The sequence below is a fragment of the Xanthomonas euroxanthea genome, assembly GCF_900476395.1.
In the GTDB taxonomy this organism is placed as follows: Bacteria; Pseudomonadota; Gammaproteobacteria; order Xanthomonadales; family Xanthomonadaceae; genus Xanthomonas; species Xanthomonas euroxanthea.
This window is the reverse complement of sequence record NZ_UIHB01000010.1, coordinates 61,104-74,194: the sequence shown is the minus strand read 5'-3', so window position 1 is coordinate 74,194 and position 13,091 is coordinate 61,104. Positions and strand designations below refer to the sequence as shown.

Annotated in this window: 11 protein-coding genes; 7 read left to right on the top strand and 4 right to left on the bottom strand. The window is 68.4% G+C overall.

All coding sequences use genetic code 11. The annotated features are described in order from the left end of the window. Positions 1-44 precede the first annotated feature (44 nt). The 4 genes from CPBF1521_RS20355 to CPBF1521_RS20340 all read left to right on the top strand — a co-directional run bounded on the left by CPBF1521_RS20355 (position 45) and on the right by CPBF1521_RS20340 (position 5,402). A complete protein-coding gene (locus CPBF1521_RS20355) occupies positions 45-1,865 on the top strand; it encodes a DUF885 domain-containing protein (protein ID WP_115678095.1) in 1,821 nt (606 codons plus the stop codon). Positions 1,866-2,219: 354 nt separating this feature from the next. Then, positions 2,220-2,603: a hypothetical protein gene (locus CPBF1521_RS20350; RefSeq protein WP_180707956.1), complete on the top strand. Its 384-nt coding sequence runs from the start codon at positions 2,220-2,222 to the stop codon at positions 2,601-2,603. Between the two features lie 55 nt (positions 2,604-2,658). Then, positions 2,659-3,930, top strand: coding sequence for a TolC family protein (locus CPBF1521_RS20345; protein ID WP_115678094.1), 1,272 nt, complete (start codon positions 2,659-2,661; stop codon positions 3,928-3,930). A 209-nt stretch (positions 3,931-4,139) separates the two neighbouring features. Continuing rightward, positions 4,140-5,402, top strand: coding sequence for an efflux RND transporter periplasmic adaptor subunit (locus tag CPBF1521_RS20340; protein WP_115678093.1), 1,263 nt, complete (start codon positions 4,140-4,142; stop codon positions 5,400-5,402). An 82-nt stretch (positions 5,403-5,484) separates the two neighbouring features. Here the strand turns inward: CPBF1521_RS20340 and CPBF1521_RS20335 are convergent, their stop codons facing one another. Continuing rightward, positions 5,485-5,832: a hypothetical protein gene (locus tag CPBF1521_RS20335; RefSeq protein WP_181901338.1), complete on the bottom strand. Its 348-nt coding sequence runs from the start codon at positions 5,830-5,832 to the stop codon at positions 5,485-5,487. On the opposite strand from CPBF1521_RS20335, the gene CPBF1521_RS20330 reads away from it, so the two are divergent. The 3 genes from CPBF1521_RS20330 (at position 5,717) to rpmG (ending at position 9,650) form a co-directional block, all read left to right on the top strand. Next, positions 5,717-8,911, top strand: a complete 3,195-nt coding sequence (locus CPBF1521_RS20330; RefSeq protein ID WP_115678221.1) for an efflux RND transporter permease subunit — start codon at positions 5,717-5,719, stop codon at positions 8,909-8,911. The genes CPBF1521_RS20335 and CPBF1521_RS20330 overlap by 116 nt on opposite strands. A 321-nt stretch (positions 8,912-9,232) precedes the next feature. Beyond that, the gene (gene rpmB / locus CPBF1521_RS20325) at positions 9,233-9,469 is read left to right on the top strand and encodes a 50S ribosomal protein L28 (RefSeq protein ID WP_002809459.1); all 237 of its coding nucleotides are present in this window, start codon (positions 9,233-9,235) and stop codon (positions 9,467-9,469) included. Positions 9,470-9,482: 13 nt separating this feature from the next. Further along, positions 9,483-9,650, top strand: a complete 168-nt coding sequence (rpmG, locus tag CPBF1521_RS20320; RefSeq protein WP_002809462.1) for a 50S ribosomal protein L33 — start codon at positions 9,483-9,485, stop codon at positions 9,648-9,650. 454 nt (positions 9,651-10,104) lie between these two features. On the opposite strand, the gene CPBF1521_RS20315 is transcribed toward rpmG, so the two are convergent. From CPBF1521_RS20315 to CPBF1521_RS20305, 3 genes are all read right to left on the bottom strand, one after another. Beyond that, positions 10,105-11,127 carry an amidohydrolase family protein gene (locus CPBF1521_RS20315; RefSeq protein WP_104585154.1) on the bottom strand — a complete coding sequence of 341 codons (1,023 nt, stop codon included), beginning with the start codon at positions 11,125-11,127 and terminating at the stop codon, positions 10,105-10,107. Between the two features lie 234 nt (positions 11,128-11,361). Further along, positions 11,362-12,417, bottom strand: coding sequence for a 4-oxalomesaconate tautomerase (locus CPBF1521_RS20310; protein WP_115678091.1), 1,056 nt, complete (start codon positions 12,415-12,417; stop codon positions 11,362-11,364). Continuing rightward, positions 12,410-13,081 carry a 4-carboxy-4-hydroxy-2-oxoadipate aldolase/oxaloacetate decarboxylase gene (locus tag CPBF1521_RS20305; protein WP_104585158.1) on the bottom strand — a complete coding sequence of 224 codons (672 nt, stop codon included), beginning with the start codon at positions 13,079-13,081 and terminating at the stop codon, positions 12,410-12,412. The genes CPBF1521_RS20310 and CPBF1521_RS20305 overlap by 8 nt, the downstream gene beginning before the upstream one ends. Positions 13,082-13,091: the final 10 nt, after the last annotated feature.

Below are 13,091 nucleotides of genomic sequence, written 5' to 3'. Positions count from 1 at the left end.
GCTGCCATGATCGAACGTTCGATCCGAACGCAGGCCGCCCGCACGTGACATCTCCTCTCGCCGCCGCACTTTCGCTCGCCCTGCTGGGCGCAAGCTTCGCCGCCACCTCGGCGCAGGCCGCCGCACCGGCACCAGTGGCGCCTGCCATGCTGACCGCCGAGCGCCCCGCCGATGCGCGTTTCCGCGCCATCTACGAAAAAGAATGGAGCTGGCGCCAGGCCGAGACCGGCCAGGCCGACGAAGACAGCGACACTACCGGCGACAATACCCATCTGCCTGATGTCGGCCCGGCCGCGCAGCAGGCGCGCCTGGCGGTATGGGACGGCGTGCTCAAGCAGCTCGACGGCATCGACCCGAAACAGCTCTCGCCCGCCAACCAGGTCAACTACGCCATCTACCGCCCGCAGGTGGAAAACCTTGCCGCCGAGGTGCGCCTGCGCCTGTACGAGATGCCGTTCAATTCGGACAGCTCGTTCTGGTCCAATCTCGGCTTCATGGCGCAGCGGCCGATGAAGACCGCTGCCGAGTACCGCGCCTATATCGCGCGCCTCAACGACGTGCCGCGCTACTTCGACCAGCAGACCGCCAACATGCGCGCCGGCCTGGCGCGCGGGTTCAGCGTGCCGCGCGCGGTGCTGGATGGCCGCGACGTTTCCATCGCCACCGTGGCCGATGTCAAGGATCCCACCGCATCCAGCTTCTACGCCCCGTTTAAGCAGCTGCCGGCGCAGATCCCCGCCGCCGAACAGGCGCAGTTGCGCGAGCAGGCCAAGGCCGCGCTCAGCACGGCGGTACTGCCGGCCTACGCCAAGCTGCTGGGCTTTTTCCGCAACGAGTACATGCCCAAGGCGCGCACCACGCTGGCGGCCGAAGCGCTGCCCGACGGCAAGGCGTTCTATCGCCAGCAGATCCGCGAATACACCACGCTGGAACTGACCCCGGAGCAGATCCACCAGATCGGCCTGGACGAGGTGGCGCGCATCCAGGCGCAGATGGACGCGATCATCCGGCAGGTTGGCTTCAAGGGCAGCTTTGCGCAGTTCCTGAGCTTCCTGCGCACCGACCCGCAGTTCTACGCCAAGACCCCGCAGGAGCTGCTCGATCGCGCCGCGTGGATCTCCAAGCGCGTGGACGGGCAGGTCGGCAGGTTCATCGGCACGCTGCCGCGCGGGCGCTTCACCATCAAGCCGGTGCCGGACGATATCGCCCCGTTCTGGACCGCCGGCCGCGGTGGTGCCACCACTTACTGGGTCAACACCTACAACCTGCCGTCGCGGCCGTTGTACAACCTGCCGGCGCTGACCCTGCACGAATCCTCGCCTGGGCATTCGCTGCAGGGCTCGCTGGCGCTGGAGCAGGGCGACCAGCCGGCGTTCCGCCGCGAAAACTACATCTCCGCCTATGGCGAAGGCTGGGCGCTGTACACCGAGAAGCTCGGCCAGGAAATGGGCATCTACGAGACCCCGTACGAGGAATTCGGCCGGCTCACCTACGAGATGTGGCGCGCCTGCCGGCTGGTGATCGACACCGGCGTGCACCACGACGGCTGGAGCCGTGAGCAGGCGCTGGCCTACCTGCGCGACCGCACTGCGCTGAGCGAGCACGAGGTCACCACCGAGGTGGACCGCTACATCTCCTGGCCCGGCCAGGCGCTGAGCTACAAGCTGGGCGAGATCACCATCGTCAAGCTGCGTGCCGAGGCTGAGAAACAACTGGGCGACCGCTTCGACATCAAGGCCTTCCACGACGCGGTGCTGAAGCAGGGGTCGGTGACCTTGCCGGTGCTGGAACAGCAGGTGCGTGCGTTTATCGCCGAGAGCAAGTCACGCCCGGCCGACGCCAGGCCAAACGCCGCCGCCCCCTGATCCGGCACAACGGTCCGCTCCACGTAGGAGCGGACCCGGCCGCGACGCCCGTCCCGACCCTGGCACCGCCGCGGCCTGGAACATCCAGGTGACCGCTGCCGGCGACCGGCCATCCACACGCTGTGTGCGTGCAGCCGGCATCCCGGCGTGATGCCATTGGTCCGACCCCGACCCCGACCCCGACCCCGACCCCGACCCCGACCCCGACCCCGACCCGACCCGACCCGACCCGACCCGACCCGACCCGACCCGACCGCGTCGCGGCCAGGTCCGCTCCCACCACGCTGCCACGCCGGTGCGTGCCCGCCCGCCCATGCGATTGTGTAACTGCCCCGGCCCCGATACGCTGCGCCCATGCTGCTTCGCCGCGCCCGCCTGTTGCACCCCTTGCTGCGCCTGATGGCGTTGGCGGTGCTGGTCATGGGCGTGCTGGTGGCACCGGTGGCTTGCGCGCTGGGCGATGTGCATGCACTGGCGCACGACCAGATGCACCTGGAAGACACCGCGCCGCATGGCCATGACGGCGCCGACGAAGGCGATGCCGGCGAGCGCGACGGGGCCGGCCTGATGCACGCCCTGATGCATAGCGGCTACTGCCACGGCCAGAATCCGGCGGTATTGCCGGCGCTGGCCTGGCTGCCGCTGTCCACGCACGCGCAGGCCCAACCCGTGGCCGTGGTCGCGTACTACCGCTCGCACCTGAGCGAGACCGGATTGCGTCCCCCGATCGCGGCCTGATGCATCGCCGGCAACTGCCGGCCTGTCCATCGATCCCGATTCCGGAGACACCCTCATGTGGTTGCGACTGACGGCACTGGCCGTCTTCGCGGTCGTGCCGTGCGCCATGGCGCAGGACGCACCGCCCAAACCCGTGCTGACCCTGGACGACGCCATCGCGCGCGTCGCCCGGCAGCACCCAGACCTGCGCCTGGCCGATGGCCAGCGCGCGGTCCTCACCGCCGAGGCCGAGCGCGACGCGCTGCGTCCGCCGTTGCGCATCGGCGCCGAACTGGAAAACGTGTTCGGCACCGGCCCGACCCGCGCGCTGGACCAGGCCGAACTCACCGTCACCCTGGCTGGCGTGCTGGAACGCGGCGGCAAGCTGGACGCACGCCGCACCCTGGCCCAGGCACGCATCGACGCACTGGCCCCGCAACGCGCGCTGGCGCGCCTGGATGTGCTGGCCGAAGTGGCGCGGCGCTATCTGGCCATCGGCATGGCCGCGCAGCGGCAGGCAGTTGCGCTGGAAGCGCTGGCGCAGCGGCAGCGCACCGTCAGTGCCGCGCGCCAGCGGCTGCAGGCCGGCGCCTCGCCCGAATCGGTGCTGCTGACCGCCCAGGCCCTGCAGGCGCGCGCGGAACTGGAGCGCGATCGCGCGCAGCAGGAGCTGCTGGCCGCGCGCCGCCAGCTGGCGGTGTTGTGGGGGCAGCGCACGCCGGACTTCGGCGAGGTCACCGGCGACCCGCTGCAGCTGCCGGCGATTCCCGATTTCGAGGTGCTGGCGCAGCTGCTCGATGCCACCCCCGAACTGGCGCGCTTGAACGGTGAGCAGCGCGTGCGCGAGGCGCGGGTGCGGCTGGCACGCAGCCAGGCGCGTCCGGATCTGGACTGGCAGGTGGGCGTGCGCCGGCTCCAGGCCAACGACGCCACCGCAGTGCTCGGCAGCGTTTCGCTGGCCCTGGGCAGCGAGACGCGCGCACAACCGGAGATCCGCGCTGCCGAGGCGGAGCTGTCGTTGCTGGAGATCGAACGCCAATCGCAGGCATTGACGCTCTACGCCACGCTGGCCGACGCGCATGGCCGCTACCGCGCCGCGCAGCTGGAAGTGGCGCGGATGCGCAGCGATGTGCTGCCCGCACTCGCGCGTGCCGATGCCGCGGCCGAGCGCGCCTACCGCGCCGGCGCCACCAGTTATCTGGACTGGGCGCAGTTGCAGGCGCAGCGCAGCGATGCACGCCAGCAGCAGCTAGCGGCGGCGCTGGACGCGCAGAGCGCATTGATCGAGATCCAGCGCCTGACCGGGCAGCCATTCGTGGTCGACAACGCTGCGCAGGTGCGGCCATGAGCGCGACGTCCGCTGTGCGTTTTCGCCCTGCCTGCCCGTGTGCGCCGGGATCTGCTGCGCCGGGATCGGTATCGACCTTCGCAATCGCGCCGGCAGCCACCAGTCGCCAGGTGATGCCCGCGCCCACCGCGCAGCCAAAGCGTCCGGCGTACCCCCTCTTCGTTCGTTCGCCCGGCGCAGCGCGTCGGTGCCCACCAGGATGTTCTTCGATGACACGTTTTCTGATCGCGCCGCTGTTGCTGGCGCTGCTGCTGGGCGGCTGCGGCCGCAACGGCGAAGAATCGCATGACCACGCAACGCCCGGTGCCGAGGGCGAGGCCGACGCACATGGCGAAGACGCCGAAAAAGGCGCGCACGGAGGGCGCCTGCTGCGCCAGGACGGCGACAGCGTGGAGCTGGCGATTGCCGAAGACGGCACGCCGCCGACCTATCGCGCCTGGCTGTACCGCGACGGCAAGCCCTTGCCGCCCGGCGCCGGCACTGTCGAAGTGCGCTTGACCCGGCTCGGCGGCGTCCACGAAGTGCATCGATTGCGCGCGCGCGACGACGGCAGCCTGCTGGCCGACAGCACGGTCGGCGAGCCGCATTCGTTCGACGTGGAAGTGCGCGCCACCGTGCAGGGCAGGCCGCGTCGCTGGGCCTATCCCAGCTATGAAGGCCGCACCACCATCGCGGCGAAGATCGCGCAGGACGTCGGCATCCGGGTCGCGCCGGTCGGTCCCGGCAGCATTGCCGACCAGCACGAGGTGCAGGGCCTGCTGACGCCGGCAGAAGGTGCGCAGGCGCAGGCCACCGCGCGCTTTCCCGGGCCGGTGCGCAGCCTGCGCGTCAACGTCGGCGACCAGGTGCGCGCCGGCCAGGTCCTGGCCACGGTGGAGAGCAATCTGAGCCTGACCACGTATCCGGTCAGTGCGCCGATCAGCGGCACCGTACTCGCCCGCAATGCCAGCCTGGGCAGCAACGCCAGCGAAGGCCAGGCGCTGTTCGAAATCGCCGACCTGTCGAGCCTGTGGGTGGATCTGCACATCTTCGGCGCCGATGCCGGGCACATCACTGCCGGCGCACCGGTGACGGTGACGCGCATCAGCGATGGCGTGGTGGTGCAGACCACGCTGGAGCGCGTGTTGCCGGGCACGGCCACGGCCAGTCAGAGCACGGTGGCGCGCGCGGTGCTGCGCAACAGCGATGGCCTGTGGCGGCCGGGTTCGGCGGTGAAGGCGCGGGTGACGGTGGCGCAGCAGCCGGCGGCGATGGTGGTGCCGGTGGGGGCCTTGCAGCAGTTCCGCGACTGGGAGGTGGTGTTCGTGCGGGTGGGCGATGTGTACGAGGTGCGGCCGGTGACACTGGGCGCGCGCGATGCGCAGAAGGTGCAGGTGGTGTCCGGTCTGGCGTTGGGGGATGCGGTGGTGGTGGAGCAGAGCTATCTGGTCAAGGCCGACATCGAAAAGTCGGGGGCCTCGCATGATCATTGATCGCTGCGTTTACGGCTTGCTTCTTCCTCGGCCGCACGCACGTGCGTGCGAACAGCCCTTCCATGCTTCAGTGACACGTGTTTTACGGCATCGACGCGGTCGCGGCGCGGGCGATCACACCAGCAACAGCGTCACAGTCTGCGCGGCAGAGGCCGGGGGCGATCGCGATATTGGCGGAGGTCGGGATCTTGGCTGCAGTGCCGCCGGCCGATGGCAGCCCGCTGCGATTGCACAGGCGCCGTGCGTGCGTACGCATGCACTGATCGGCGTGGCTGCGCACGCCGTTGCGCCGAGCGTGCGCGGAGGTGCGCGCCATGCTCACTGACATCATCCGGTTCGCGATCGCGCAGCGCTGGCTGATGCTGGCGTTGACGGGGGTGTTGATTGCGATCGGCGCGTGGAGTTTTTCGCGCTTGCCGATCGATGCCACGCCCGACATCACCAATGTGCAGGTGCAGGTCAATACGGCCGCGCCGGGGTATTCGCCGTTGGAGTCGGAGCAGCGGGTGACGTTCCCGCTGGAGACGGTGCTGGCGGGATTGCCGGGGCTGGAGTCCACGCGCTCGTTGTCGCGCTACGGCTTGTCGCAGGTGACGGCGGTCTTCGCCGATGGCACGGATCTGTACTTTGCGCGGCAGCAGGTGGCCGAGCGGCTGCAGCAGGTCAAGTCGCAACTGCCGGCCGACCTGGAGCCGCAGCTGGGGCCGATCGCCACCGGCCTGGGCGAGATCTTCATGTACACGGTGGAAGCCAAACCGAATGCGCGCAAACCCGATGGCAGTGCGTGGACGGCCACCGATCTACGCACCCTGCAGGATTGGGTGGTGCGCCCACAGTTGCGCAACGTGCCCGGCGTGACCGAGGTCAACACCATCGGCGGCTATGCGCGGCAGATCCATATCACCCCGGATCCGGCACGCCTGGTCGCACTGGGCTTTACGCTGGACGATGTGGCGCGCGCGGTGGACGCGAACAATCGCAATATCGGCGCCGGCTATATCGAACGCAACGGCCAGCAGTTCCTGGTGCGGGTGCCGGGGCAGGTGGATGACATCGCCCAGATCGGCGCGATCGTGCTGGATCGACGCGAGGGTGTGCCGATCCGGGTGCGCGATGTGGCGCAGGTCGGCGAGGGCCGCGAGTTGCGTACCGGTGCGGCCACCCAGGACGGCAGCGAAGTGGTGCTCGGCACGGTGTTCATGCTGGTCGGTGCCAATAGCCGCACCGTGGCGCAGGCCGCAGCGCAGCGGCTGGAAGTGGCCAATGCCAGTCTGCCGGCCGGCGTGCAGGCGGTGCCGGTCTACGATCGCACCGCACTGGTGGACCGCACCATCGTCACCGTCGCCAAGAACCTGATCGAAGGCGCGTTGCTGGTGATCGTGGTGCTGTTCCTGCTGCTGGGCAACGTGCGCGCGGCCCTGATCACCGCGGCGGTGATTCCGCTGGCGATGTTGTTCACCCTCACCGGCATGGTGCGCGGTGGCGTGTCCGGCAACCTGATGAGCCTGGGCGCGCTGGATTTCGGCTTGATCGTCGATGGCGCGGTGATCATCGTGGAGAACTGCCTGCGCCGCTTCGGCCAGGCGCAGCTGCGCCTGGGGCGGGTGCTCGAGCGCGATGAGCGTTTCGAGTTGACTGCCGAAGCCACTGCAGAGGTGATCCGTCCCAGCCTGTTCGGTCTGGGCATCATCACCGCGGTGTACCTGCCGGTGTTCGCGCTCACCGGTATCGAAGGCAAGATGTTCCACCCGATGGCGATCACCGTGGTGCTGGCGCTGACCGGCGCGATGCTGCTGTCGTTGACCTTCGTGCCGGCGGCGATCGCCTTGTTGCTCGGCGGCAAGGTGGCCGAGCACGAAAACCGCGCGATGCGCTGGGCGCGCGGCGTGTATGCGCCGTTGCTGGATCGCGCGCTGCGTCACGGCCGTTGGGTCGGTCTCGGTGCGTTGGCGGCGGTGGCGCTGTGCGCGGTCCTGGCCACGCGCCTGGGCAGCGAGTTCATCCCGAACCTGGACGAGGGCGATATCGCGCTGCACGCCTTGCGCATTCCCGGCACCAGCCTGGAACAGGCCATCACCATGCAATCCACGCTGGAAAAACGCATCAAGCAGTTTCCGGAAGTGGCGCATGTGTTCGGCAAGCTCGGCACCGCCGAAGTGGCCACCGATCCGATGCCGCCGTCGGTGGCCGATACGTTCCTGATCATGCATCCGCGCGAACGATGGCCGGATCCGCGCAAGCCCAAGGCGCAACTGGTGGCCGAGATCGAGCAGGCGGTGAAGCAGCTGCCCGGCAACAACTACGAGTTCACCCAGCCGATCCAGATGCGCATGAACGAGCTGATTTCCGGCGTGCGTGCGGACGTGGCGATCAAGGTCTACGGAGATGACCTGGACACGCTGGTCACCCTGGGGCAACGCGTACAGGAAGTCGCCAGCACGGTGCCGGGTGCGGCCGACGTGAGCCTGGAGCAGGCCACCGGCCTGCCGATGCTGGCAGTGGTGCCCGATCGCGCCGCGCTGGCCGGGTACGGGCTCAATCCCGGCGTGGTGCAGGACACGGTGGCGGCGGCGGTGGGTGGGCAGGCGGCCGGGCAGCTGTTCGAAGGCGACCGCCGTTTCGACATCGTGGTGCGCCTGCCGGAAGGCCTGCGGCAGGACCCGACGGCGTTGGCCGATCTGCCGATCCCGCTGCGCGGCGATGGCGAGCGCGCCGATGCCGACGAGTCCAGTCGCGCGGCCGGTTGGCGCAGTGGCGAACCGACCACGGTGCCGCTGCGCGAAGTCGCCAGGGTCGACACCGTGCTCGGGCCCAACCAGATCAACCGCGAGGACGGCAAGCGCCGCATCGTGATCACCGCCAACGTGCGCGACCGCGACCTGGGCGGATTCGTCGCCGAGGTGCAGCAGCGCGTGCGGGCCGAGGTGGTGCTGCCCACCGGCTACTGGATCGGCTACGGCGGTACCTTCGAGCAACTGATCTCCGCCGGCCAGCGCCTGGCCTGGGTGGTGCCGGGGACCTTGCTGCTGATCTTCGCGCTGCTGTACTGGTCGTTCGGCTCGCTGCGCGATGCGCTGGTGGTGTTCAGCGGCGTGCCGCTGGCGCTGACCGGCGGTGTGGTGGCCTTGGCGCTGCGCGGCCTGGCCTTGTCGATCTCCGCCGGCGTCGGCTTCATCGCGCTGTCGGGGGTGGCGGTGCTCAACGGCCTGGTGATGATCGCCTTCGTGCGCAGCCTGCGGGCCGAGGGCCTGTCGCTGGAGCAGGCACTGCGCGAAGGCGCCCTGAGCCGTCTGCGCCCGGTGCTGATGACCGCGCTGGTGGCCGCGCTGGGCTTCGTGCCGATGGCCTTCAACGTCGGCACCGGGGCCGAGGTGCAGCGCCCGCTGGCCACGGTGGTGATCGGTGGCATCGTCTCGTCCACCCTGCTGACCTTGCTGGTGCTGCCGGTGCTGTATCGCTGGCTGCACCGCGAGCGGCCGGGGCGGCTTGCACCGAAGGCGGTTGGTTGAGACGTGACACGATCCCGGCAGGCGCGTCTGCCGGGATCCGAATGGCCGCAGCCTCAGTCAGCGATGGATAGGCAAGGGGTGCCGGGCGCCAGGCGGCACACAACAGTGGTGCAGGCTAAGTGCTTGCGGCACAAGGACTTGCCGTGCATAATGCGCGGCTCGCTGTGCCCGGATCGCTCCGGATGGCGGCACCCAGCGCGATGGGGTTGCCGGCTTGTTCCCAGCGTAAGTTCTTGATTCCCAACGTTGCGTGGCAGCTTGATGCTGTCGGGGCCGCCGCTCCCCAGGCTATGGGTGGCAATTCATTTATCGAGGTGCGTAATGTCCCGCGTATGCCAAGTGTCCGGCAAGCGTGTGCAGACGGGTAACAACGTCTCCCACGCAAACAACAGAACCCGTCGTCGCTTCCTGCCCAACCTGCATGAGCGCCGCTTCTGGGTCGCCAGCGAGAACCGTTGGGTGAAGCTCCGTGTCTCCGCGCATGCATTGCGCACCATCGACAAGAACGGGATTGATGCCGTTCTGAAAGAGCTGCGTGCGCGCGGCGAAAAGGTCTGAGGAGTAAGCAGTCATGGCAAAAGGCAAGCGTGACAAGATTCGTATGATTTCCTCGGCCGCTACCGGCCACTTCTACACCACGGACAAGAACAAGAAGAACACTCCGGGGAAGATGGAAATGATGAAATACGACCCGGTCGTGCGTAAGCACGTGATGTACAAGGAAGGCAAGATCAAGTAATCCACCGATTACCGATCTGCATCCAAGCAAACACCCGCCGCAAGGCGGGTGTTTGCGTTTGTGGAAATCGATCGCGGTGTTCTTGACGGGTATCGATGATTTTTCCGATTACACGTCCCTTATCCAGCGTGCATACCCCTCTCCCTCCGGGAGAGGGGTTGGGGTGAGGGTACGACGGGGCGAAGCCACTCGCAGTGGTTTGAGTACCAGAGGCTTCGCACTACCCTCATCCGCCCCTGCGGGGCACCTTCTCCCGGTGGGAGAAGGGAGCGAGACGTCGTTTTTCCGATTGCACGCACCGTTAGTAGTTTGCAGTTCGAGGCGAAGCAGTCGGTGTTTTACTTCTGACGGCGCGTGGCGACGCGTTTGACGTCGCAGGCGGTGACTGCTCTCCGAGGCGCCCCTCATCCGCCCCTGCGGGCACCTTTTTTCCCGATGGGAGAAGGGAACACCGCTACAGCCCGCGTGCGCGCAACTGCGCATCCAGCCGCGGATACACCCGCCGCGCATTGCCTTCGAACACCTTGCGCCTGTCGGCGTCGGACATCGCCAAGGCATCGATATAGCGCTTGGTGTCGTCGAAATACTGGCCGGTCTGCGGGTCGATGCCGCGCACCGCGCCGACCATCTCCGAGCCGAACAGGATGTTGTCGATGTCGATGACCTCGAACAGCAGGTCGATGCCGGGCTGGTGATACACGCATGTATCGAAGAACACATTGCGCATCACATGCGTGGACAGCGGCGGCTTGCCGAGCATGTCGGCCAGGCCGCGGAAGCGGCCCCAGTGATACGGCACCGCGCCGCCGCCGTGCGGGATGATGAAGCGCAGGTCCGGGAAATCGGCGAACAGGTCGCCTTCGAGGAACTGCATGAACGCGGTGGTGTCGGCATTGAGATAATGCGCACCGGTGGCGTGGAAGTTGGCATTGCAGCTGCCCGACACATGCACCATCGCCGGCACGTCGAGCTCGACCATTTTCTCGAAGAACGGATACCAGGCGCGATCGGTCAATGGCATGCCGTTCCAGTGGCCGCCGGACGGGTCGGGATTGAGGTTGCAGCCGACAAACCCGAGTTCGGTGACGCAACGTTCCAGCTCGGCGATCGATTGGGCGATCGGCACGCCCGGCGACTGCGGCAGCTGGCACACGCCGATGAAGGTGTGCGGATACAGCTGCACCACCCGCGCGATCAGGTCGTTGCAGTGGCGCGTCCACACCTGGCTGACCGCTGCGTCGCCGATGTGGTGCGCCATGGTGCTGGCGCGTGGCGAGAAAATCGTCATGTCCGCACCACGCTCGCGCAGCAGGCGCAGCTGGTGCTGCTCGATGCTTTCGCGCAATGCGTCGTCGGAGATGGACGGATACACCGGCGCGGGCAGGGCCGGGTCGTCGTAGTGCGCGATCTGCGCCTTGCGGAAGGTGTCATGCGCCGCGGGCGCGGTGGTGTAGTGGCCGTGGCAGTCGATGATCATGGCAGGGGTCTTCTCGGGGCAGCGGGATCAGGGAGCAAACGACCACGTGCGCGGGAGGCTGACCCACACGGCGCGCGGAACCTGTAGGTGCCCACGCAGGTTGTGGCCCATGCATGGATGCTCAGCCGCAGGTCGTTGCCGCAGGTGGTGCCGGCCACGCTGCAAGGCAGGCGCAGGGAGCGGGCGTGGCATTGGCGATGGCCATCGATCCAGCCCGCTGGCGCATCCATCCGCTCAGCCATACAGCTGCCCATCGAACAGTTTGCGTGCGGTGCGCAGCACCGCGGCACGCACCACCTCGCCGTGCGTGTCTACGGTGATGACGCAGCTGCTCGCACCGCTGGGATGTTCGACCTCCAGCTGCTGCGTGCTGCCGCCGGGCAGCTGCGCCAGCGCATGGGCGGGCGAACCGGGCAGCAGGCAGGCGGTGGCCACGGTGACGGCGCCGAGGACGCCGATCGAGGCATGGCAGCGGTGCGGAATGAACGAGCGCACGCTGATCGCGCCGCCGTGGCGCGGGGCGGCGACCAGCATCATCTTCGGCACGGTGGCCTCGGCAACATCGCCCAGCCGCATCAACGGGCCGGCCTGTAGACGAAGCGATTGCAGGCGGCTTTTCAGCGCGTCGTCGGCATCGAGCGTGCTGCGGTCTTCGTAGCCACTGATGCCAAGATCGCTGGCGCGCAGCACCACGCAGGGCATGCCGTTGTCGATCAGCGTGACCTGCACGCCATCCAGGAGATCGGCACGGTTGCCGGTGGGCAGCAAGGCGCCGCACGAGGAGCCGGCGATGTCGGCAAATGCCAGCGCAATCGGTGCGGCGGTGCCGGGCACGCCGTCGATGCGGGCGTCGCCGTCGTAGCGCACCTGGCCGCCGGGCGTCTGCACGCTGGCGGTGGCCAGCGTGCCGGTGTTGCGCATGAAGATGCGCACCTCGGTCTCGCCATCGCGTGCCGGCAACAGGCCGCGTTCCAGTGCGAACGGCGCAACCCCGGCCAGCATGTTGCCGCAGTTCTGCGCGTCGCTGACCTGTGCCTGTTCCACCGACACCTGCAGGAACAGATAGTCCACGTCGGCATCGGCGCGCGCCGAGCGCGACACCACCGCCACCTTGGAGGTCAGCTGGTCGGCGCCGCCCATGCCGTCGATCTGGCGGACATCCGGCGAGCCATAGGCGCGCAGCAGGAAGGCATCGCGCGCGGCGCGCTCGCCCGGCAGCTCATCGGCCAGGAAAAAGCCGCCCTTGGAGGTGCCGCCGCGCATCCACATCGCGCGGACGTGCTCAGACATAGCGCAGGCCCTTGGCCGCCAGGCGTTCGCGCATGGCGTAGATGTCCAGGCCCAGTTCGCCGCGTGCCAGGCGCTCGCGTTTGAGCAGCTCGCGCGCTTCGCGCGCCTGCGCTTCGGCCAGCACGGCGGCAGCGGTGGCGCGTGGCACCACGCAGACGCCATCGTCGTCGGCCACCACCACATCGCCCGGTTGCACCAGCGCGTCGGCGCAGACCAGCGGCACGTTGACCGAACCCAGCGTCTCCTTGATGGTGCCCTGCGCGCAGATCGCGCGGCTCCAGGCGGGAAACTGCATCGCCGTGAGGTCGCGTACATCGCGGACCCCGGCATCGATGACCAGCCCGCGGCAGCCGCGCGCCTGCGCCGAGGTGGCCAGCAGATCGCCGAAGTAGCCGTCGCAACAGGCGCTGGTTGGCGCGACCACCAGCACATCGCCAGGCTGCAGCTGCTCGATGGCCACATGCATCATCCAGTTGTCGCCGGGCGGGATCGACACGGTGACGGCGGTGCCGGCGATGCGGCAGCCGGTGTAGATCGGGCGCAGCCGATGATGCAGCAGGCCGCTGCGCCCCTGCGCCTCGTGCACGGTGGCCACGCCGGCCTGCGCAAGCCCGTCGACGATGGCCAGCGGGGTGCGCGCGATCCGGGTGACGACCTGGCTCATCCATCCATCC

Coding starts and splice junctions, on each gene's coding strand:
- CPBF1521_RS20350 (WP_180707956.1), top strand. CDS start 2,220: ATGCTGCTTCGCCGCGCCCGCCTGTTGCACCCCTTGCTGCGCCTGATG.
- CPBF1521_RS20345 (WP_115678094.1), top strand. CDS start 2,659: ATGTGGTTGCGACTGACGGCACTGGCCGTCTTCGCGGTCGTGCCGTGC.
- CPBF1521_RS20340 (WP_115678093.1), top strand. CDS start 4,140: ATGACACGTTTTCTGATCGCGCCGCTGTTGCTGGCGCTGCTGCTGGGC.
- CPBF1521_RS20330 (WP_115678221.1), top strand. CDS start 5,717: ATGCTCACTGACATCATCCGGTTCGCGATCGCGCAGCGCTGGCTGATG.
- rpmB (WP_002809459.1), top strand. CDS start 9,233: ATGTCCCGCGTATGCCAAGTGTCCGGCAAGCGTGTGCAGACGGGTAAC.
- rpmG (WP_002809462.1), top strand. CDS start 9,483: ATGGCAAAAGGCAAGCGTGACAAGATTCGTATGATTTCCTCGGCCGCT.
- CPBF1521_RS20315 (WP_104585154.1), bottom strand. CDS start 11,127: ATGATCATCGACTGCCACGGCCACTACACCACCGCGCCCGCGGCGCAT.
- CPBF1521_RS20310 (WP_115678091.1), bottom strand. CDS start 12,417: ATGTCTGAGCACGTCCGCGCGATGTGGATGCGCGGCGGCACCTCCAAG.
- CPBF1521_RS20305 (WP_104585158.1), bottom strand. CDS start 13,081: ATGAGCCAGGTCGTCACCCGGATCGCGCGCACCCCGCTGGCCATCGTC.